General features: G+C 67.1%; 20 protein-coding genes. 3 read left to right on the forward strand and 17 right to left on the reverse strand.

Annotated elements, in window-relative coordinates; genetic code table 11:
- Positions 1-133 precede the first annotated feature (133 nt).
- Positions 134-991 carry a LysR family transcriptional regulator gene (locus HCU76_RS03905; RefSeq protein WP_218508533.1) on the reverse strand — a complete coding sequence of 286 codons (858 nt, stop codon included), beginning with the start codon at positions 989-991 and terminating at the stop codon, positions 134-136.
- Positions 992-1,078: 87 nt separating this feature from the next.
- Between HCU76_RS03905 and HCU76_RS03910 the strand changes: the two genes are divergently transcribed.
- Complete coding sequence (locus HCU76_RS03910) at positions 1,079-2,047, forward strand: DMT family transporter (protein ID WP_218508534.1); 969 nt, start codon at positions 1,079-1,081, stop codon at positions 2,045-2,047.
- Between the two features lie 14 nt (positions 2,048-2,061).
- On the opposite strand, the gene HCU76_RS03915 is transcribed toward HCU76_RS03910, so the two are convergent.
- The 16 genes from HCU76_RS03915 to HCU76_RS03990 all read right to left on the reverse strand — a co-directional run bounded on the left by HCU76_RS03915 (position 2,062) and on the right by HCU76_RS03990 (position 16,831).
- Positions 2,062-2,925, reverse strand: a complete 864-nt coding sequence (locus HCU76_RS03915) for an intradiol ring-cleavage dioxygenase (protein ID WP_218508535.1) — start codon at positions 2,923-2,925, stop codon at positions 2,062-2,064.
- Entirely contained in the window at positions 2,909-3,982 is a 1,074-nt protein-coding gene (locus tag HCU76_RS03920; protein WP_256353981.1) for a branched-chain amino acid ABC transporter permease, read from the reverse strand. Before HCU76_RS03920 ends, HCU76_RS03915 begins: the two co-directional genes overlap by 17 nt.
- Positions 3,979-4,839, reverse strand: a complete 861-nt coding sequence (locus HCU76_RS03925; protein WP_213956512.1) for a branched-chain amino acid ABC transporter permease — start codon at positions 4,837-4,839, stop codon at positions 3,979-3,981. Before HCU76_RS03925 ends, HCU76_RS03920 begins: the two co-directional genes overlap by 4 nt.
- 15 nt (positions 4,840-4,854) lie before the next feature.
- Entirely contained in the window at positions 4,855-5,556 is a 702-nt protein-coding gene (locus tag HCU76_RS03930) for an ABC transporter ATP-binding protein (RefSeq protein WP_218508536.1), read from the reverse strand.
- Positions 5,553-6,272, reverse strand: a complete 720-nt coding sequence (locus tag HCU76_RS03935) for an ABC transporter ATP-binding protein (RefSeq protein WP_218508537.1) — start codon at positions 6,270-6,272, stop codon at positions 5,553-5,555. The genes HCU76_RS03930 and HCU76_RS03935 overlap by 4 nt, the downstream gene beginning before the upstream one ends.
- Before the next feature lie 6 nt (positions 6,273-6,278).
- The gene (locus tag HCU76_RS03940; RefSeq protein ID WP_218508538.1) at positions 6,279-7,538 is read right to left on the reverse strand and encodes an ABC transporter substrate-binding protein; all 1,260 of its coding nucleotides are present in this window, start codon (positions 7,536-7,538) and stop codon (positions 6,279-6,281) included.
- A gap of 24 nt (positions 7,539-7,562) precedes the next feature.
- Positions 7,563-8,633 carry a maleylacetate reductase gene (locus tag HCU76_RS03945; RefSeq protein WP_218508539.1) on the reverse strand — a complete coding sequence of 357 codons (1,071 nt, stop codon included), beginning with the start codon at positions 8,631-8,633 and terminating at the stop codon, positions 7,563-7,565.
- 6 nt (positions 8,634-8,639) lie between these two features.
- Positions 8,640-10,103, reverse strand: coding sequence for an aldehyde dehydrogenase family protein (locus HCU76_RS03950; RefSeq protein ID WP_218508771.1), 1,464 nt, complete (start codon positions 10,101-10,103; stop codon positions 8,640-8,642).
- A 41-nt stretch (positions 10,104-10,144) separates the two neighbouring features.
- Positions 10,145-10,609: a nuclear transport factor 2 family protein gene (locus HCU76_RS03955; protein WP_256353983.1), complete on the reverse strand. Its 465-nt coding sequence runs from the start codon at positions 10,607-10,609 to the stop codon at positions 10,145-10,147.
- A 16-nt stretch (positions 10,610-10,625) separates the two neighbouring features.
- Positions 10,626-11,003: a cytochrome c family protein gene (locus tag HCU76_RS03960; protein WP_218508540.1), complete on the reverse strand. Its 378-nt coding sequence runs from the start codon at positions 11,001-11,003 to the stop codon at positions 10,626-10,628.
- Entirely contained in the window at positions 11,000-12,745 is a 1,746-nt protein-coding gene (locus HCU76_RS03965) for an FAD-dependent oxidoreductase (protein WP_218508541.1), read from the reverse strand. The genes HCU76_RS03960 and HCU76_RS03965 overlap by 4 nt, the downstream gene beginning before the upstream one ends.
- A gap of 62 nt (positions 12,746-12,807) precedes the next feature.
- Positions 12,808-13,815, reverse strand: a complete 1,008-nt coding sequence (locus HCU76_RS03970) for a hydroxyquinol 1,2-dioxygenase (protein WP_218508542.1) — start codon at positions 13,813-13,815, stop codon at positions 12,808-12,810.
- A 37-nt stretch (positions 13,816-13,852) separates the two neighbouring features.
- The gene (locus tag HCU76_RS03975; protein WP_213956505.1) at positions 13,853-14,365 is read right to left on the reverse strand and encodes a hydroxyquinol 1,2-dioxygenase; all 513 of its coding nucleotides are present in this window, start codon (positions 14,363-14,365) and stop codon (positions 13,853-13,855) included.
- 128 nt (positions 14,366-14,493) lie between these two features.
- Entirely contained in the window at positions 14,494-15,102 is a 609-nt protein-coding gene (locus HCU76_RS03980) for a hypothetical protein (RefSeq protein WP_218508543.1), read from the reverse strand.
- Positions 15,103-16,119: 1,017 nt separating this feature from the next.
- A complete protein-coding gene (locus HCU76_RS03985; RefSeq protein WP_213956503.1) occupies positions 16,120-16,491 on the reverse strand; it encodes a hypothetical protein in 372 nt (123 codons plus the stop codon).
- Positions 16,492-16,513: 22 nt separating this feature from the next.
- On the reverse strand, positions 16,514-16,831 hold the full coding sequence (locus HCU76_RS03990; protein ID WP_218508544.1) for a hypothetical protein: 318 nt from the start codon (positions 16,829-16,831) through the stop codon (positions 16,514-16,516).
- A 123-nt stretch (positions 16,832-16,954) separates the two neighbouring features.
- On the opposite strand from HCU76_RS03990, the gene HCU76_RS03995 reads away from it, so the two are divergent.
- Both HCU76_RS03995 and HCU76_RS04000 read left to right on the forward strand, forming a co-directional pair.
- Entirely contained in the window at positions 16,955-17,884 is a 930-nt protein-coding gene (locus HCU76_RS03995; protein ID WP_256353984.1) for a DUF6502 family protein, read from the forward strand.
- Positions 17,881-19,266: a DUF5666 domain-containing protein gene (locus tag HCU76_RS04000; protein ID WP_218508545.1), complete on the forward strand. Its 1,386-nt coding sequence runs from the start codon at positions 17,881-17,883 to the stop codon at positions 19,264-19,266. Before HCU76_RS03995 ends, HCU76_RS04000 begins: the two co-directional genes overlap by 4 nt.
- Positions 19,267-19,274: the final 8 nt, after the last annotated feature.

Below are 19,274 nucleotides of genomic sequence, written 5' to 3' on the forward strand. Positions count from 1 at the left end.
TGCCTCTTTGGTTCAAACGCAAGAGAGCATGCGTGCCGGTCGCGCGCCGGAACGTAGGCCGGTGAGCCAGAAGCTTGAACGTGAACGGCGCGCAGCGCGAAGTCGTCACGCAGCCAAGCTGTCCGCCGCGCGCCTACTGCCTCAAGGTCTGCACCAACAGGCGCTGCAGGCTGTCCACTGCCTTGGACGTCCGCGAAGCACGGCTGCGGTAGACGGCCACTTCCATCGGTTGCAGCGGCCCCAGCCCGTGCTCGCTTCCAAGCACCTGCAGGTGGCCAGGGGCGCTGCACTTGGTGAGCACGGCGACCGCCAATCCGCTTTCGACCGCGGCGATCTGGCCGGCGAGGCTGGAACTGTTGTAGACCACGCGGTAGCGACGCCCCTGCTGGGCCAACGCGGTGAGCGCGCCGGTCCGGGCCAGGCTGGTGTCTTCGTACACCGCAACAGGCAGCGGATCGCTGCGCCAGAGTTCGAACTGGGTCGAACCGACCCAGACCACCGGCTCGTGGAACAACAAGGTGCCACGCTGCGGATGGTCGCGCGAGATCAGCGCCAGGTCGAGGTCGCCACGCGCGATGCGTGGAATGAGCGAGGTCGATTGCTCGCAATCCAACTCGATCTGCACGCCTCCGTGACGGGGTGCGAATCGCTTGAGCACGGGTGTCAGGTATTTCGCCGCGTAGTCGTCGGGGACACCCAGGCGCACGCGGCCCGTGAGAACGTCGCCCTGGAGCGCCGCTTGCGCCTCGGCATGCAGGTCGAGGATGCGTCGCGCGTATCCCAGCAGCACCTGGCCGTCCGCCGTGAGTTGCAGGCGGCGCGGGCCCCGGACGAAGAGGCTTCGGCCCACGGCACCTTCCAGCTTCTTGATCTGGATGCTGACCGCCGATTGCGAGCGATGGACCTCCGGCGCCGCACCCGAGATCGAGCCCGCATCGACCGCTGCGACAAAGCAGGTGAGCCAGTCCAACTGCAGGTCGCTGGTGTTCATGGCTTGGCTCCTGGTATTCGATTAGCGGATGGCATCTACCCGAAGTATCCGCTTTTCGATCAGCCAGCGAGCAGCCAGACTCAGGGCATGGATCACACGCAACGCACCTCTCCTGCCGCATCGAATCGCGGATTGCTCGCCTTCGTGTCGGGCGGCGTCCTGCTCGGCACCCTGGGCGTCTTCGTGCAGGAAGCACACGCGCATCCGCTGACCACCACATGGTTCCGCTGCGCCTTCGGCCTGCTCGGGCTGACGCTCTGGTCGGCTGCACGCGGGCAACTCGGCACGCTCCTGCCACCCCGGAAGGCGTGGGTGCCTGTGCTGGCCGCCGCGGGGCTGATGGTGGCGGGCTGGGTCCTGTTCTTCGCAGCGATCGAGCGGACGTCGATCGGCGTGGCCACGGTGCTGTTCCACATCCAGCCGCTGTGGGTGCTGGTGCTGGGTGCGTGGTGGCTGGGTGAGGCGGTTGCACCTGGGCGGTTGGCGGCGGTGCTGGTCGCGATGGCAGGATTGACGATGGCGACCGGCCTGCTGGACCCTGTTTTCGGGTCGGGTCATGTCGGCGGCCAGATTGTCTCGACGGACTATTGGGTGGGCGTGGGCCTGTGCCTGATCGGCGCCTTCCTCACGGCTTGCGTCACCGTCATTGCGCGCCGACTGCGCGACCTCAGTCCGATCACCCTTGCATGGTGGCAATGCGCGATTGGCACCGTCGCTCTCGCGGCCTGGCCGATGATCCACGGCTGGCCAGCCTTTGGGCCGGCATGGGGATGGTTGATCGGCCTGGGCCTCATCCACACCGGCCTGGCCTATGCGCTGCTCTATGGCGGCATGGCGCACCTGGCCACGGACCGCATCGCCGTGCTTCAGTTCATCTACCCGGCGGTGGCCATCGGCATCGACTGGCTTGGGTACGGCCATGCGCTGGGCCCCGTGCAGTTGGCCGGCGTTGCATTGATGGCTGGCGCATTGTGGTTCGCAGCGAACCCGCAGGCCGGGCATTCGAGGTGGCGTATTCGCCGGCGCGTCCCCAGCCTTTCGTCACGCGCCGATTGAGCCTCGTTCGAGCATCAGGCGGCGGGCTCCAGCACGAAGTCGAAGGCCAGGGTATGGAACGGCGCGGACTGCGTCGACCCGTCCGGCGCAGTGCCGGCCGGATGCGACTGGAAATCCCCGATCAGGGAGCTGCGCACGCCGAACACCGCGTCGCTGTCGAGGTAGGCATCGCCGTCCTTGAAGACGTGCGTGATCAACGTCTCGTAGCCCGGCGCCTGGATGATGAAGTGGACGTGCGCGGGGCGCCACGGATGGCGCTTCGTGGCCTCCAGCATCGCGCCGACCGGCCCGTCGGTGGGGATCGGGTAGGCCACAGGCAGCACGGCCTTGAAGTAGACGCGCCCTTCCCCGTCGGTGTGAAAGACGGCGCGGCCTTCGGGGTGGTCCATGTCGGGGCGCTGCAGGTCGTAGAAGCCTTCCGCATCGGCCTCCCACACGTCGACGACCGCATCGGCAACAGCCTTGCCATCCGTCCCGCGCACCGTGGCGTTCACGAACAGTGGCTCGCCCTTCGCCCCGTTCGCGATGTCGCTGCCCAGCGCCAGCACCGGCGCGCCCGGCACATGAAAGGGGCCGAACACCGTCGCCTCGGTCGCCTGCGCGCTCTTCGAATGGTTGAGCGCGACCGTGAGCATCGAGAGGCCCAGCGTGTCCGACAGCAGGATGAACTCCTGCCGCTTGTCGTTGCACTTCTGCCCCGTCGCGGTGAGGAATTCGATGCCCTGCATCCACTCCTCCTCGGTCAGCTTCACCTCGCGCGCGAAGTCGTGCAGGTGCTGCACGAGCGCCGACATGATCTCCTTCAGGCGCGGACTGGGCGTCTCAGCGAGCCGGTCGAGCACCGCGCCCGTGATGGTGTCTTCATTGATGTTTCGCATGGGCAGGAATCTCCAGGTGGGGCGCTGAGGATACGGGCGCCGAGCGTTTTTCGTTGGACGGCGCGGACAAGACCAGCCGCCGCTGCGTCGGGAACAGCGACCATCCCCAGCGCTGCTGCGCAAATCCCCACAGCCCCTGCTTGAAGAAGATCGTGACGACGATGGCCAGCAGGCCCAACCCGAGCAGGTACCAAGTGCCGAAGTCGCTGAGGAACTTGTTCATCGCCCAGAAGATGAGCGCGCCGACCAGCGGCCCCTCGATGCGGCCGATGCCGCCGATGACCACCATGAAGATCGCGAACGCTGTCCAGTTGACGCTGAAGGCCGCGTCGGGGCTGATGCGCAGGTTGCCGACGAAATACAGCGCGCCGGCCATGCCCGCGCCGAAGGCAGCCACCACGTAAACCGCGAGCTTCATGCGGGCGACCGGGATGCCTTGCGACTCGGCGGCGACTTCGTTGTCGCGAATGGCCAGCAATGCGAGGCCGCGCTTGCTGCGCAGGAAAAGGTAGACCAGCGCGATCGCGGCGACCACGCAGGCCAGGGCCATCCAGTAGGTCGTGTTTTCTCGCGTGGCCTTGTCGATGCCGCGCAGCGCGGTCAGCGTGGTGCCGGAGCCGCCGCCCACCGCCGACACGTTGGCAAAGCTGAGCCTGAAGACTTCCGCGATCACCCAGGTGCCGATCGCGAAGTAGCCGCCCGAGAGCCGGAACGCCACGAACGACACCGGCACCGCGATCAATGCGGCCGCGGCCGCACCCAGCGGGATCGCCAGGAACGGGTTGAGCCCGAGGAAGTTGCCCAGCATCAGCATCACGTAGCCGCCGAAGCCGAAGAAGGCCTGCTGCCCGATGCTCACCATGCCGCCGTAGCCGGCCAGCAGGTTCCACATCATCGCGAAGATGAGGTAGCAGGCGATCTCGACGAACTCGCGCATCCAGCTCGATTCGCCCCAGAAGGGAAGACTGGCGGCCAGTGCGACGAGCAGCATGGCGGCGACCAGCGCGCTCCGGCTCGCGGAACTGCCGCGCACGACGTCGAAGGTGGAGGGGTTCATGAGCGTGTCTTCGGAAAGAGCCCTTGCGGCCGGAACACCAGCACGAGCAGGAAAACGATGTGGCCGAACCAGATGCCCCAGCCCGGGTCGAGACGAAAGCCGACCTGCTGCGTGATGCCGAGGATCATCGCGCCGGCCAGCGTGCCCCAGAACGAGCCCATGCCGCCGATGATCACGGCCTCGAAGGCGAACAGCAGCAACAGCGGGCCGTCAGAGGGCGACACTGTCGTGCGCATCCCCTGCAGCGCGCCGGCGATGGCGATCAGCACGAAGGCGATGGCGGTCGCGAAGGCGTAGACCTTCTTCGCGTCCAGGCCCATGAGTTCGGCGATCTCGCGGTCGTCGGACACGGCGCGAAAGGACCGCCCCAGCGCCGTGCGCGCAAAGAGCCATTGCAGTGCAGCCGTGGCCACGAGCGCAATCGCCAGCACGATCAGCGGCAACACACCCAGCGACAGCGACTCGCCGATCTGCAAGCCCTGCGTGTTGAGCCCGCCGGTCTCGATGGAGCGCGGATCGGCCGAGAACAGCTCGAGCAACAGGTTCTGGATGACGATCGACAGCCCGAAGGTCACGACCAGCGACGGCAACGGGTCCTTGCCCAGCGTCCCGTTCAGCACGTAGCGCTGCAGCGCGTAGCCGAAGCCGAACGCGACCGGCAGCACCGCGAGCGCGGCCAGCAGCGGCGCACCACCGAACAGCGTGACACTCGCGATCACGGCGAAAGCGCCCAGGATGATGAAGTCGCCCTGCGCCGTGTTGGTGAGCCGCATGACGCCGAACATCAGCGACTGGCCCAGCGCGAACAAGGTGTAGAGGCCGCCGAGCAGGATGCCCTGGAGAACGGTTTCGATCACGCGATGTCTCCCGTGTCAGAGGCCGAAATAGGCCTGCGAGATCTGGTCCCGCGTGAGTTGGTCGGAGCGTCCCTCCAGCGACACGCGCCCTTCCTGCAGGCAGTAGATGCGGCGCGACACGCGCTGCGCCATCGTCACGTCCTGCTCCACGATCACGACCGTCATGCCTTCGCGCGTGATGTCCGGCATGGCCGCGTAGATCTCGCGGATCACGATGGGTGCGAGGCCGAGCGAGAGTTCATCGCACAGCAGCACCTCCGGGTTGCTCATGAGCGAACGGCCGAGCGCCACCATCTGCTGCTGGCCGCCGGAGAGCGAGGTGCCGGGGTTGTTGCGCTTCTCGGCCAGGATGGGGAACAGCTTGTAGAGGCGCTGAAGGTTCCACGGGCCCTTGCGTTGCGAGAGGCCGCCGATGAGCAGGTTCTCCTCGACGCTCAGGCTGGGAAAGAGGCGGCGGCCTTCCGGCACCATCGCCAGGCCGCGCTTCACGATCTCGCCGGGCGGCAGGCCGCCGATGGCCTCGCCCTTGAAATGGATGGCCTCCCGCGGGGCGCGCACCAGGCCGGTCAGGCACTTGAGCAGCGTCGACTTGCCCGCGCCGTTGGCGCCGATGACGGCGACAAGCTCCCCTTGCGCCAGCGTGAAGTCGATGCCGAAGAGAGCTTGGGCATCACCGTAGAAGGCCTGCAGGCCCTGGGTCGAGATCAATGCGGTCATGCTTCCATCCCCATGTAGACGCGCCGGACTTCCGCGTCGTTCATCACCGCCAGCGGCTCGCCCTCCGCCAGCTTCTGCCCGAAATTGATGACGAACAGCCGGTCCGCCAGCGACAGCAAGGCATGCACCACGTGCTCGATCCAGATCATCGTCACGCCTTTCGCCTTGATGCGTTTCAGTTCCTCGACGAGCTGCTTCGCTTCATGCTCGGTCAGGCCGCCCGCGATCTCGTCCAGCAGCAGCAGCTTGGGCCGCGTCGCCAACGCCCGCGCGAGCTCCAGGCGCTTGCGGTTCAGCAAGGTCAACCCACCGGCGGGCTTGTTCGCATGCGGCATGAGCCCGGTCTGCGCCAGCACCTCATGCGCCGTCTCCCACGCCTCGTGCTCCGTCTGCCGCGCCCCGAAGCAGGCGGCGGTGACCAGGTTCTCGAACACGCTCATGTTCCCGAAGGGCTGCGGCACCTGGTAGCTGCGGCCGATGCCCGCGTGGCAGCGCTGGTGCGGCTTCAGCGCCGTCACGTCGCGGCCTTCGTACTCCACGCGACCCACGTCGACGCGCACGTCACCCGAGATCAGGTTGAAGAGCGTGGTCTTGCCCGCGCCGTTCGGACCGAGGATGCCGAGCGTCTCGCCCTCATTCACCGCGAGCGAGATGTCGTCGGTCACCTTGAGGGCGCCGTACGCCTTGCTCACCGCATGCAATACGAGGAGTGCCATGTCCGGTCAACCTGGCATTGGCCGGAGCGCGCCGCCGACCGGAATGTTCTTCGCCGCCTCGTCGCTGACGATGGTCAGCTCGTACTTGTACTTCTTGCCCTTGCCCCATTGGCCCAGCACGAGTGGCGTCTTGCTGACGTTCTTGAAGGGCCCCGCGCCGCCCCACTTCACCGGGCCGACCACCGAGTTGATAGCCGTCGCCGCCACCGCGTCGCGCACATCCGACGCCTTCTGCGACTTCGCACGCGACAAGGCGTCGGCGGCCACTTCGAAGAGCGCATGCGCAAAGCCGATCGGCTGCGTCCACTGCTTCTTCGCGCCGCTTTCGTAGGCCTCCGCCAGCGCCTTGGCGCTCTGCTTCGTCAGGCTCGACGTGAACGGATGCGACGGACTCCACCACACTTCGGTCGACAGGCCATCGCCCAGGTCGCCGAGCGCCTCGATCGCGCCGGGGAAGAGCAAGGCCTTGCCCAGCGTGATGACCTTCGGCTTGAAGCCCTGCTGCTTCGCCTGCGTCAGGAAGGTCTTGGCATCGGGCGGAATGACCACGCCCGTGACGATCTCGACACCGTCCTTCTTGAACGCCGCGATCTGCGCGCTGAAGTCCTGCGTGCCGTTCTGGAAGCGGCCGGGATCGGTCAGCGAGAAGCCCATCTGCGACAGCGGCTTCGGAAAGCCCAGTTCCTTGTCGCCCCAGGCATTGCCGTCGCCATCGTTCGGGAACAGGCCGCCGACCCTCTTGTTGGTCTGCACCGTCTTCCAGCCGTCGGTGTAGTTGGCGATGACGTCTTCCAGGCCCCAGAACATGTGATACGTCCAGTTGAAGCCCTTGGCCGGATCACCCTTGCGACCGAAAAACCACGGCTGCCATGGCAGCACGCTCGAGATGCAGGGCACCTCGTTGAGTTCGCAGGCATCGCTCACGGGGTTGGCCGTCTCGGGCGTGCCGGCCGTCAGCACCAGCGCGACCTTGTCCTTGAGGATCAGGTCGTTGGCCACCTCGCCCGCGCGATTGGGGTTGGACTGGCTGTCCTTCAGCACGATCTGCACGTCGTACTTCTTGCCGCCGACGGAGATGCCGTCCTTGAACGCGGTCTTCATCTGGTCGATGACCCACTTGTCGGCCTCGCCGAAGGGTGCCAGCGGGCCGGTCTGCGGGGAGACGTAGCCGATCTTGATCGTGTCCGCCGCGAACACCAGCGGCGTGGCGCCGGCGGCTGCGAATGCGGCCGCGGCCTGGGTGAACTGCCTGCGATTGAATGCCATGTCGATGTCTCCTCTCGTGGTGGTCTAAACCGGGGGTGCGCCTTCCCAGGCGCGTTGCAGCAATTCGCGAATCTGGCCGCGCTCGGCGGGCCCGATGGGGCGCGGATTCCAGTAGGGGTTGCTCACCGCGATGTCCGCCGCGCGGTCGAGGTCCTGCTCGCGCATGCCGATGTCCCGCAGCGCGACGGCCGCGCCGTTGTCCTTGGCCAGCGCGTACAGGCCGAGCGGCGCCGACGGCGTGCCAAGCGCACGCGCGATCGCCTCCATCGCCCTGGGCGCCACGCCGGCATTGAACGCAATGGCATGCGGCAGCACGACGGTGTGCACTTCGGAATGCGGCAGGTTGAAGCTGCCGCCCAAGGTGTGACACAGCTTGTGGTGCAAGGCGATGCCGACCGATCCCAGCACCGTGCCGCAGAGCCAGGTGCCGTAGAGCGCATCGGTGCGCGCGGTCATGTCGCCGGGATCGCGGTGGATCGCCGGAATCGCGCGCGCCAGTGCCGCGATCCCCTGCTCCGCCATCAGGTCCATCACCGGATTGCCGTCCTGCGCATACAGGCCTTCGGCTGCATGCGCGATCGCGTTGATGCCGCTGGTCACGCTGAGCCCGACCGGCAGGCCGCGCGACAACTCGGGGTCGTAGATCACGGTGCGCGGCAGCACGCGCGAATCCTTGCCAGTGGTCTTCAGGCCGGCATCGGTCAGCCCGTAGATCGACGTCATCTCGCTGCCCGCGTAGGTCGTCGGGATCGCCAGGATCGGCAGGCCCGAGTCCAGCGCGATCGCCTTGCCGAGCCCGATGGTCGAACCACCGCCGATGGCCACGGCGCAGTCCGCGCCCAGCTCGCGCGCCATCCTGCGCGCCTCACGCGCCGTCTCGATCGGTACATGCATCACTGCACCGTCGAAGATGCCGGCCGCCTGCGCGCCCAGCATCGAGGTGACCTGCTCGGCCATGCCACGCTGGCCCGGCGTGCAGAGCACGAGCGCCCGTTTCACGCCCAGCCCATCGATCTCACGGCCGAGGTGCTGCAACGAGCCCGTCCCGAACACCACGCGTTGCGGCAGGCCGGTGTAGGTGAAGTCGCGGATCATTCGCGCTTACCTCGCGAAGTGCGGCGGAATCTGCGCATCGACATTGACCCACACACTCTTCACCTGCGTGTACTCGCGCATCGCGTCGAAGCCCATCTCGCGGCCATATCCGCTCTGGCCCACGCCGCCGAACGGCGAGCCGGGGTTGACGCGCTTGTAGCTGTTGATCCAGACCATGCCGGCATGCAACTCGCGGGCAAACTTGTGGGCGCGTTGCAGGTTCGCCGTCCACAAGCCGCTGCCCAGCCCGTAGTCGGTGCCGTTTGCGATCTGCAGCGCTTCCTCGTCGGTCTTGAAGGTGAGCACGGTCACGAACGGGCCGAACACCTCTTCCTGCGCAACACGGTCCAGGTACGAGGCTGCCCGCACGATGGTCGGCTCCACATAGCAACCGTTCGCCAAGTCACCGCCCGGCGACTTGCCCCCGGCCAGCACCTCGCCGCCCTGCGCACGCGCCACGTCCACATAGCTCAGCACGCGCTCGCGGTGCAGCGCGCTCGTGAGCGGCCCCATCTCCGTGGATGCATCGAGCGGATTGCCCAGCCGCACCGACTTCGCGAGCGGGATGAACTTCTCCAGGAAGGCGTCCGCGATCTTCTCGTGCAGGATCAGGCGTGAGCCGGCGATGCAGGCCTGCCCCTGATTGTGGAAGATCGCCCAGGCGCTGCCATTCACCGCGGCCACCAGGTTCGCGTCCTCGAACACGATGTTGGCGCCCTTGCCGCCCAGTTCGAGCTGCACCTTCTTCAGGTTGCCGGCGCTGGCCTGGATCACGCGCCGCCCGGTGGCGGTGCTGCCGGTGAACGCGACCTTCGCGATGTCCATGTGCTCCGCGATGTACTGGCCCGCCACGCTGCCCAGGCCCGGCACCATGTTGACCACGCCATCGGGCAGGCCGGCCTCGGCCATCAGCTCCGCGATGCGCAGCGAACTCAGCGGCGTGATCTCGGCAGGCTTCATCACGATGGTGTTGCCGGCCGCGAGCGCGGGCGCCATCTTCCAGCTCGTGAACATCAGCGGAAAGTTCCACGGCACCACCTGCCCGACCACGCCGACGGGCTCGCGCAGCGTGTAGTTGAGGAAGCCCGCTTCGACAGGAATCGTCTCGCCCTGGAACTTGTCTGCCATGCCACCGAAATAGCGGAAGCATGCCGCCGTGCGCGGCACGTCGAGGTTGCGCGAGTCGCGGATCGGATGGCCGGTGTCGAGTGATTCGAGCCGCGCGAGTTCCTCGCCGTTCGCCTCGATCAGGTCGGCCAGCCGCAGCAGGATGCGCCCGCGGTCGGCGGCGGCCAGGCGGCTCCACTTCGGGAAGGCGCGCTGTGCGGCGGCCACCGCCTTGTCGACGTCGGCCTTGCCCGCCAGAGCCACCTCGGCGATCGTCGAGTTGTCATGCGGATTGAGCGTTGCCAGCGTCTCGCCGGATTCGGCGTCGACGAACTTGCCGTCGATGAAGAGCTGGTGCCGGATCGGCTTGCTGAGGCCCGCGGCCTGCTGGATGTCGACGAGGTTCATTTGTTGTCCAGCCATGCGTAGCGGGCCTTGTCCTTGCCGGCGTAGTCGGGGTCGAGGTAGATGAAGCAGCGCTGGATCAGCCAGTCGCGCACCTCGAACACATCGCACCACCGCCCGGCCGCCCATTCGGGGACGCCCGCGCGCCACGGGCCATCGACGTGCTCGCCGTGGCTGGTGCCTTCGCAGGCGAACAGGTCGCTGCCGCTCATGATCCAGTTGAAGCCCGAATAGTCATGCGTGATCGACTTGCCGCGCCCGCCGAGGTCGCCGAACATGCGGCCGATCTCTTCCTTGCCGTTGGCCAGGCCCCACTTCGGAAAGTAGACCTGGGCGTCGTCCGCGAACAGGTCGAGGATCGAACCGCCCGTGGACGTGACGCCGCCGTGGTCGTAGGCCTTGAGGTATTCGAGCGCGACCGACTTGCGCTGCTCGTCGGTCATGGTGAGTCGTGTGAGTGCCATGGTGTGTCTCCTCGTGTTACTTCAGCGATTGCAGGTACTCGACCAGCGCCGCGCGCTTCTTCGGGTCGTCCTGGAAATAGACCATCGTGCTGCCGGGCGCGACGGCCTGCGTGTCGGTCAGCCAGCGCTGCATCAGCGCGGCGTCCCAGGTCTTGCCCTTCATGGCCTCGACGTATTGCTTCGAATACGTGAAGCCCGGGCTGCTGGCGGCCTGCTTGCCGAGCAAGCCGTACAGGTTGGGACCGACCCCGTTCGGCTCGCCCTTGCCGAAGCTGTGGCATTGCGCGCAGCTGTTCTGGGCCAGGCGCTCGCCCGGCGACTGGGCCTGCGCGCTGCACACGACGGCGGCCAGTGCGATGCCCAGCATGCACCTCGATGCAAGCAGGTCGGTCATGCCGCGCCCCCGGCATCCGCACTCGCCGCGTTGGCGGTGCGATACGAGAAGGCGATGATCGGCCCCAGCGTCGCGCCGCCGGCCCAGTACGCGCGGCCCGACGCCGAAGCGACGCAGTTGCCGACGCCATAGAGCCCGGCGATCGGCTTGTCGCTGCCATCGAGCACGCGGCCGTGCGTGTCGGTCTTCGGCCCGCCCTTGGTGTCCAGCGTGCCGGAGACCACCAGCGCGGCGTAGTACGGCCCGGTGTCCGACAGCGGCCACATCGTCGGGTTGGCGCGCCCCGGCTCGTCCTTCACATCGCCGTTGAACAGCAGTTCCACGTTGCGCTCGCCGCGCTTGAAGTCGAGGTCCTTGCCGCTTTTGGCGAAGCCGTTGAAGCGCGTGATCGACGCCTGCAGGTTCTGCAGGAAGTCCGCCGACGGCCGCGCCCCGCCGATCACGCCGGCGTACTTGGCGAAGCGCTCGTCGATGGCACGGGCCAGTTCGGCCAGCGTGTTGCCCTTGATGACGTGGCGGTCGTCCGTGCCCGGCGGCACGATCAGCCGGCCATATTCGGCGCTGGCCGAGTTCTGCTGCGAGCGTTGGTCCCACACCGCGACGCGGACCAGGTTCGGGTATTCGGCCTTCGCGCCGTCCCACTCAAAGAAGGTCTGCGCCAGCTCGTTGTATTGCAGCTTCTCGTTGACCGTGCGCTTGCCGTACTTGTTGACGAACAGCATCGAATCCCCGGCCACCGAGAACATGCCCGACATGGAGCCGTCGCGCGCCACCGCCTTCTCGAGCGGGATCGGGCAGCTCCATGCGTAGTTCATGTTGCGCAGTTGCGCGCCAAGCGGGCTGGCCATCTTCACGAAGTCGCCTTCGTTGCTGGGCGCGGCACAACCGCCGTAGATGGGGCCGTTCAGGAAGTTCTTGCGCAGCTCAACGTTGTGTGTGAAGCCGCCGGTCGCGAAGATCACCGCCTTGCGTGCACGCAGTCGCACCGTCGCGCCCAGCTCGTCCTGCGCTTCGACGCCGATCGCGCGGCCGGCCGCGTTCTGGATGATCTTCACGACCCGCATGCCGGTGCGGATCGGTATGCCTTCCTGGCGTGCCTTGGTCGACATGGTGCGCACCGCCACCAGGCCGCCGTCGGACATGCTGGGGATCGCGCCCGCAGGCACCAGCACGCGACCCTTGGGGGCCTTGTCCTCGGGCAACTCGGAGAAGTAGTCCGGCACGTCAGGGCAATGGCGGTAAGGCAGCGCGCCCTTGGCGGCCAGCAGTTCGGCGGCCGGCGAGGCACTGTCATAGATGGCCTCGCACATCTCGTACTCCCACTGCGTGAGGCCGAAGCGCGGATGCGCCGCGTCGTAGCCCTGCGGATTCGACAGGCGGGCGACGTACTTGAGGAAGTCGGGCTTCGGGTCGGCGATACCGGCCTTCTTCATGGCCTCGTTGTTCGGCACCCAGTACCAGAAGGCCGCCTTTGCCGTGGTGCCGCCGATGCTGCCGGCTTTCTCGAGGATCACGGCGCTGTTGCCCTGCCACTTGGAGAACAGCGCCGAGGCCAGCCCGCCGCAGCCGCTGCCGCAGACCACCATGTCGAAGGTCTCGTCGAACTTCTGGTTGCTCGACTCGGCAGCTTCCACCGACAACCCGAAGGTCGCCGCCGCCGCGACCGCGGAGGTCGCACCCGCCTGCTGGATGAAACGTCGGCGCGAGGCTGCGCCGGCACCGGACCGGATGAGGTCTGCCATGTCTGTCTCCTGAGGTGGAGCGAGCGGCGTCAGCCGCCTCGCTCCTGAATGCTGGAAGGAACTTAGAACTGAACCGGGATCTCGGGGCTTTCGCCCTTCTGGATTTCGTAGACCAGCGTGGGCGAGCCGTTCTCCCACACCAGCAGCATCGAGCGCTTGGGGCTGAAGCCCTGGTGACGGCAGTAGGCAGGCATGGCGGCCATGTCGCCGGCCTTCATGATCACGCGGGCCATCGGCTTGCCGGTGTTCTTGTCGCCGCAATCCCAATGGATTTCGTCGGTCATCTGAAAGAACCACTCGACGCGGTCGTTGCCATGGATGATCGGCAGAATGTGCTCCTCGGTGGTCGGGCACATGTAGCTGTGCTTGACGACCGAGGTGAAGCTCGGGTTCCAGGTCACCTGCGAGCGGCTCAGGAAGCCGAACAGGTTGAAGGCATGCACCTCGTTCTCGAAGCCGGGCTCTGGGTGCAGTTCGGGCTGCGCCTGCGGTACGTCGGCGAAGGCGCGATTGATCTTGGCGCCGGTGGCGTCGCTGCGCAGCTTGAGGTCGTCCTTGAGGCCGACGCAGCGCGTGGCCAGCTCGCGGGCCCGTGTGATCTTCGCGGTGTTGTTGCCGTTCTTGCGGCCATAGGGCGTGCCGGTTTCCTGCGGTGCCGAGAACGGGTCGAAGGTCTCGTTGGTCCAGTCGTCGAGCATGGCCTCGAAGGTGGCGCGGATCTGTGCGGTCGGGAAGTTCTCCAGCAGGTCGATGCCCGCTTCCTTCATCGTGCCGTTGTAGCTGCCGGCATACATGTCGACCGACTGGTAGTGGTTGACCGTGCCGATCACGTCGTCGAAGTTGACCCAGCCGTAGAAGAAGCCCCAGGCCACGTCGCGCATCAGGGCGCGCAGGTAGTTGCCGATGTCCAGCGTGTGGCTCATCGGGCGGCCGTCGCGCGTCTTCCAGGTGATGTGTGCGAAATACTCGTCGCGGCGGAAGCCGAAGCTGCCGAGCGAGAAATCCTTGTAGCCGAGCGAGGCGTCGGGCTGCGACGCGATCACCTTGGCGAGTTCTGCGGGTGCGTTCATGGTGTGTGTGCTCCTGAAGATGTGGATGTCGTGAAGGTCATTGCACCTGGCAGATCTCGGACCACTTCTCGACGGAGAGGTCGCCCTTGCAGCTTTGCAGCACGATCACGCCGGGGTCGCCCTGCGTGCGGAACTGGTAGGCGGTGTTCTTCGGCAGCAGGCCCTGGTGGCCGCGCGACAGCTTCATCCAGCCCATCTTCCTGCCCTTGGGCTCGCCCTGGACGAGCACGGCGCCGTTCTTCTCGACGTCGGCCACGACCTGCGTTGCATCGAGCTGCACCAGGTGCACCTCGATGTCGCCGTCCATCACGAGCGCGAACTCGTCATGCGCGCAGGTGTACCAGGGCGATGCGCCTTCGGCACGCAGCGTCTCCAGCACGTAGATCTGGTTCTGTCCGAACACGACCTTCTCGTAGGGCTTGCTGCGGCTAGCGATGTCGAAGCAGTTGGAGAAGGCGTAGTGGCGCACGTCGTCGGCGATCGGCTCGACGCGGCCCTTCTCGAAGTTCTTCAGGGACCCAAAGCGGGTTTGGTAGGCGGTGGCTGGCATGCAGTTGTCTCCTGGGGTTCGAAGGTGCAGCGGCGCTGCGGATGGCCGAACTGTAGGGAGGACATGCGCCGGGCGGTAGGCGCTAAATGCGGACCGCATTGTTCGGGAAAATCGTCCAATCGGCAGGGTTATCCCGAGCTACCGACTGCGGGGCTAGCGGCCGGCGCCTCCGCCGCCTCCTCCGCCGGGGCCACCACCTCCGGGTCCACCTCCGGGTCCACCTCCGGGTCCACCTCCGGGGCCACCACCGCCGGGGCCACCGCCGGGGCCACCGCCGCCCGGTCCACCACCTCCGCCGGGTCCACCGCCCGCTCCGCCAGCACCACCCGGTCCGCCGCCAGGCCCACCGCCGCCCGCTCCACCAGCGCCGGCTCCGCCGGAACCCCCGCCTCCAGATCCGCCGCCACCTGCACCGGATCCGCCCCCCGGGCCAGCGCCGCCGGATCCTCCACCGCCTGCGCCTGCGCCGCCACTGCCACTGCCACCCGCACCTGCACCTGCACCTGCACCTGCACCTGCACCTGCACCTGCACCCGCACCCGCACCCGCACCCGCACCCGCACCCGCACCCGCGCCCGCACCTGTGCCTGCTGCACCGCTACCTGCGCCGGAACCCGCACCCGCACCGGAACTCCCGCCACTCGCAGCTGACGCCGCGGTGCCACCGCTTGCAACGCCAACAGCGCCCGAAGCGCCCGGCGAGCCCACAGCCGAAGCAGCACCAACAGAGCCGCCACCGCCCGCATCGTGACCTGTGTTGGCGACCGCAGCGACGCCCACGGACGCCTTCGAGTTCAGCGCTCCGACAGTCGCAAATCCCGGCGTGGTGCCTGCATTCGCCGCCCCCGCCGTTGCGCCCGGCATGGGGCTTGTGGACGAAGCCGCGGACACGCAGACCGCATCGCCGAAAGGATTCTGAGGATTGCAGCGATTGAAGTTCGCCGCTGAAGCTGGGGCCTGCGTCGCCTGGCGCAGCGGAGGCCTCGCATTGCCCTCCTGGAGATTGCGCGCCTCCTGGTGGATCGCATCGACCGGGCGCCGGGTTGGAAAGCCAGGCACTGCGCTGGCGCTCTGGCCTTGTACCTGCAACCTCACCTCCGCCCTGCTCGGGAACCGGCTTGCGACCCGGGGCCGGGCATCTGCTTCGCGGCGAGGCAGCGCGCGCTGCCCGTCCGCGTTTGCGGGCACTGGGCCTGTCGGCGGCACGCTCGCATCCTCCAGCGCCGCGGGATCCGGGCCTGGCTCTCCTTGCACCTCGACGGGCGGACCATGTTCTTCGCCCGGGCCGACCGCCGGCGGCGGCGCCTCGACACGCGCATTCGCGGATAGGAGTTCGCTCGTGGCCGATGCCTCGGCTGCAGCAGACGTCTGCAACGGTACCGGGGCCGATTCCGTGGCGGTGTGAACCCAGTACCAAGTGACGAACGCCCCCGACGCCACGAGCACCCACGACAGCACCAACGCCACGGGTGCGTCGGCGCGCCCGAACGGGGGCAGCCAGGCCCGGAGCGTTGGCGTTGGTGGCGCATCGCGACGGGAACGAGCCGCGGTCGCCACCGCTTGCGTGACGATCGAACTCGGGTCCCAGATGCGCATGTCGGGCCCTTGGGGCAATGCAGCCGATGCAGCCTCGGCAGGCACCGTGGGCACAAAGGCATTCGCAGCGAAGCGAGCGCCCGAAAACCGGCCTGCACACCCACGGCAGAAGCGCGCCTTGTCCCTGTTGGGCGTGTGGCAGCTCTCGCAGTACTTGGTCACTTTGAAGGGCCCTTGGCAGCCGGCCCCATCACGAGAATGGACTGGGCCCCCACCACTTTGAGCGCATCGATCAGGAAGCACAAGGTCGTGGCGAGCGCCGCCCATCGCGGCCCGGCCAAAACGCGGAGCTTCCGACGCGGCACCTTCGAACAGTCGTTGCGTTCACGGCTTCGTCCCCGCAAGCCATAGAACGCGGGGAGCCTGTGCGCGCAGCACTTGCAGACGCACGCGTGCTGCAGGTTGAGGGTGTTGCAGGCATCGCAGGTCTCTGCCGAGGCTCCGCCCATTCGAAGTCTTGCAAGGTCCAGGAAGCTTCCGAAGGAGACGGAATCGATGGTGCCTTCGAAGAAGTATTCAGCGGCTGTCATGGAGAGACTCCTCGATGTGCGGTCAACGCCTGCGAGTTGCGACCGTCGACCGTGCCCTGGCGAGCGCGAGTGCCATGCGCTGTTCCGCAACGGCAACCTGTGCGAACAGTGCGAGATCGGCCTCCGCGGGGCCCGGGCCGCCGGCTTCCACGTGATCGCGGAAGGCATACACGATGCGCGCCTGGAGCGTCTCCCTCTCGCGTACCGCGATGGTCCAGGCCAAGCGCGCTTCGGCTTCGCGCGTGCGGATTTCGCCACTTGTCGATCGCATCGAACGGATGGCGGACCACTTCGCAGTGCGCCCGATGCCCGATGGCCGGCGCGGGGTTCTGTCAGTCATCACATTGCCCTCAGGGTCGAATGTGAAAAATTCACATTCAACGCCAGTTCTCGTATAGTTGGTTGGGTTTTTTTGTCAGACAGCGGCTGAAATCCTTGTCCCGCTGTAACCGCCGGACCTTGAATGGCCTCCAGAACGGCTGGATCGCAGAATGTCGAGCGTGGACGGAGCCTGCATCGCGCCCTTCGCGAGTCGCTGGTCCAGACCCGCGAAGGTCAGCTGGCCTGGGTCCTGGGTGCCTGCGAACGCGTGCTGCGCCCACTGGTCCGGCTGGCACTCGCATTCGGCGTGAAGCACACGCACCTGGACGAACTGCTGCGCGACATCCTCGTCGACGAAGCGCGCCGCGCATGGCTCGAGAAGGGCACCGAACCCAACATTAGCCAGATCTCCGTCACGACCGGGTTGAATCGCAAGGTCGTCACGACAAAGGTGCGGGACTCGGCCAGCCTGCCGCGGACCGAGTCGTCGGCAGAAGCCAAGGCCTTGACGTTGTGGCTTCAGATGGTTGCCGACAATCCGAAGAACCGCTCGCTGCCGATCCTTGCGCAGGGACGCAAGCCGTCCTTCGAAGCCCTGGCGCGGCGAGCGAGTCGCGGCAACGTCCACCACCGCGTCATCCTGGACGAGTTAGTGCGGCTGAAGATGGCAACCGAGCTTGAAGGGCGCACCGAACTTGCAGCGGCCGGCTTCGTGCCTTCGGGCGATCTCAGGGGAATGCTGGCGTTCCTTGGCGACAACGCTCGCGATCACTTGCTCGCGAGCGTGTCGAACACCTTGGGCGCCGCACCGCCCTTGCTCGAACGCTCGGTGTTCGCCTCCGGCCTGTCGCTCGACGACTGCGAACGCATTCACCGGTTCGCCCGCGAGCGCTGGGACGGCCTGCACCATGCGTTGACGCAGGAAATGCGGCAAGCCTACGAAGCGGCCGACGAAAAGGCCTCGGGTCGCATTCGTGTCGGCATCTACACGTACTACGAGGACGCCGCCGTCGAACGCGACGCAGCGGCCGAAGCCGCGCCCTCGAATCCACCTGGACGAAAGACAACATGAACCTGCTCCGCCTTGGCCTGCTGTCCATGTCCATCGCCATCGTGCTCTCTTGCGGAGGAGGCGGAGGTGGTGGCAGTGGCGGGATCGCGCCACCCGGATTTGCCGGTGCTACGACCGGCAACGCCAGCCCCACTCCCCCTGCGAGCACGGGTGGCAGCAGCCTCCTTGCAGCCACGGATGCGCCTACCACTGCGACCGCGACCGCAACCGGCGTTGGAAACCAGGGCCTCGGAGGCATTGCCGCGACCCCGGACAGCAGCACGACGACAACCGCGGTGAGCGGCGACGATGGTTCGGGCGTGGGCTCCGGCGGCACCGGCATCAGCACCGCCGACGCGACAGGCGTGGGCGCCGTCGATGGCGCCGGCAGCATCATCGTGAACGGCTTGCGCTATTCGACCGATTCGACTGTCGCGAACATCGAGGATGCCTCGGGGCTTCAACTCGGCATGAGCGTGAAAGTCACAGGCCCGGTCGACGCCGGCTTCACGAGCGGCATCGCCCGTCGTGTCGACTCCGCCGCGGACCTGCGCGGCCCGCTGGCCTCGGTCGACCTGAAGCAAGGCAGCTTCGTGGTGCTGGGCACCACCGTGACCACGGACGAAGCCACGGTCTGGGCCGACGCGTCCGGGCTTGCAGCGCTCACGACGGGGCGGACCCTGCAGGTATGGGGATTGCCGGGCGCACCTGGCGTGATGCGCGCGACGCGCATCGAACAGCGTGACGCCACCACGCTGATCCTCACGGGCACGGTGCAGAACCTCGACGCTGCGTCATCGACATTCAAGCTCGGAGCCCTGGCTGTCGACTACCGCAACGCGAGTCTGAGCGGCAGCCTCGACGGCCGGCCACTCGTCGATGGGATGCTGGTGCGCGTCCGCGCCAATGCAGCGAGCGCCGGTGGCCTCGTCGCCACATCGGTGCAGTGGTGGTATCCGGTGCCGATGTCAGACGGTACGACGGCACAGATCGCCGGCGTCGTGACGGGCTACTCGGGCATGGGGTCGTTCAGTCTCATCGGCATACCTGTCGACGCGTCTTCGACCCAGGTTACCGGCGGGCCGGCTGGCTCCATCGGCAACGGCGTGAAGCTGGAGGTCGGCGGCGTGTTCCGCGGCGGCATCCTGCGCGTCGCGAAGCTCAAGATCCGGCATGTGCCTGGCACGGGCGGGCCCGCCTCCTTCAACCTGATTGGTACCGTGGGCGCCTTCAAGTCGCCTGCGGACTTCAAGGTCCGCGGCCAGCCAGTGGATGCCAGCGGACCGGGCGTTGCGTTTCACAACGGCACCGCGGCGAACCTCGGCAACGGCGTAAAGGTCAACGTCCAGGGCGCGGAGGTCGTGAATGGCGTGTTGAAGGCGTCGGATGTCGCGTTCGAGTGACGGCCTCG

It is taken from the genome of Variovorax sp. dw_308, assembly GCF_019207085.1.
Classification (GTDB): domain Bacteria; phylum Pseudomonadota; class Gammaproteobacteria; order Burkholderiales; family Burkholderiaceae_C; genus Variovorax.

What these genes read in the sequence shown, in the direction of transcription:
- HCU76_RS03905 (WP_218508533.1), bottom strand. Translation starts at nt 991, where the DNA reads ATGAACACCAGCGACCTGCAGTTGGACTGGCTCACCTGCTTTGTCGCA.
- HCU76_RS03910 (WP_218508534.1), top strand. Translation starts at nt 1,079, where the DNA reads ATGGATCACACGCAACGCACCTCTCCTGCCGCATCGAATCGCGGATTG.
- HCU76_RS03915 (WP_218508535.1), bottom strand. Translation starts at nt 2,925, where the DNA reads ATGCGAAACATCAATGAAGACACCATCACGGGCGCGGTGCTCGACCGG.
- HCU76_RS03920 (WP_256353981.1), bottom strand. Translation starts at nt 3,982, where the DNA reads ATGAACCCCTCCACCTTCGACGTCGTGCGCGGCAGTTCCGCGAGCCGG.
- HCU76_RS03930 (WP_218508536.1), bottom strand. Translation starts at nt 5,556, where the DNA reads ATGACCGCATTGATCTCGACCCAGGGCCTGCAGGCCTTCTACGGTGAT.
- HCU76_RS03935 (WP_218508537.1), bottom strand. Translation starts at nt 6,272, where the DNA reads ATGGCACTCCTCGTATTGCATGCGGTGAGCAAGGCGTACGGCGCCCTC.
- HCU76_RS03940 (WP_218508538.1), bottom strand. Translation starts at nt 7,538, where the DNA reads ATGGCATTCAATCGCAGGCAGTTCACCCAGGCCGCGGCCGCATTCGCA.
- HCU76_RS03945 (WP_218508539.1), bottom strand. Translation starts at nt 8,633, where the DNA reads ATGATCCGCGACTTCACCTACACCGGCCTGCCGCAACGCGTGGTGTTC.
- HCU76_RS03955 (WP_256353983.1), bottom strand. Translation starts at nt 10,609, where the DNA reads ATGGCACTCACACGACTCACCATGACCGACGAGCAGCGCAAGTCGGTC.
- HCU76_RS03960 (WP_218508540.1), bottom strand. Translation starts at nt 11,003, where the DNA reads ATGACCGACCTGCTTGCATCGAGGTGCATGCTGGGCATCGCACTGGCC.
- HCU76_RS03965 (WP_218508541.1), bottom strand. Translation starts at nt 12,745, where the DNA reads ATGGCAGACCTCATCCGGTCCGGTGCCGGCGCAGCCTCGCGCCGACGT.
- HCU76_RS03970 (WP_218508542.1), bottom strand. Translation starts at nt 13,815, where the DNA reads ATGAACGCACCCGCAGAACTCGCCAAGGTGATCGCGTCGCAGCCCGAC.
- HCU76_RS03975 (WP_213956505.1), bottom strand. Translation starts at nt 14,365, where the DNA reads ATGCCAGCCACCGCCTACCAAACCCGCTTTGGGTCCCTGAAGAACTTC.
- HCU76_RS03985 (WP_213956503.1), bottom strand. Translation starts at nt 16,491, where the DNA reads ATGACAGCCGCTGAATACTTCTTCGAAGGCACCATCGATTCCGTCTCC.
- HCU76_RS03990 (WP_218508544.1), bottom strand. Translation starts at nt 16,831, where the DNA reads ATGACTGACAGAACCCCGCGCCGGCCATCGGGCATCGGGCGCACTGCG.
- HCU76_RS03995 (WP_256353984.1), top strand. Translation starts at nt 16,955, where the DNA reads ATGGCCTCCAGAACGGCTGGATCGCAGAATGTCGAGCGTGGACGGAGC.
- HCU76_RS04000 (WP_218508545.1), top strand. Translation starts at nt 17,881, where the DNA reads ATGAACCTGCTCCGCCTTGGCCTGCTGTCCATGTCCATCGCCATCGTG.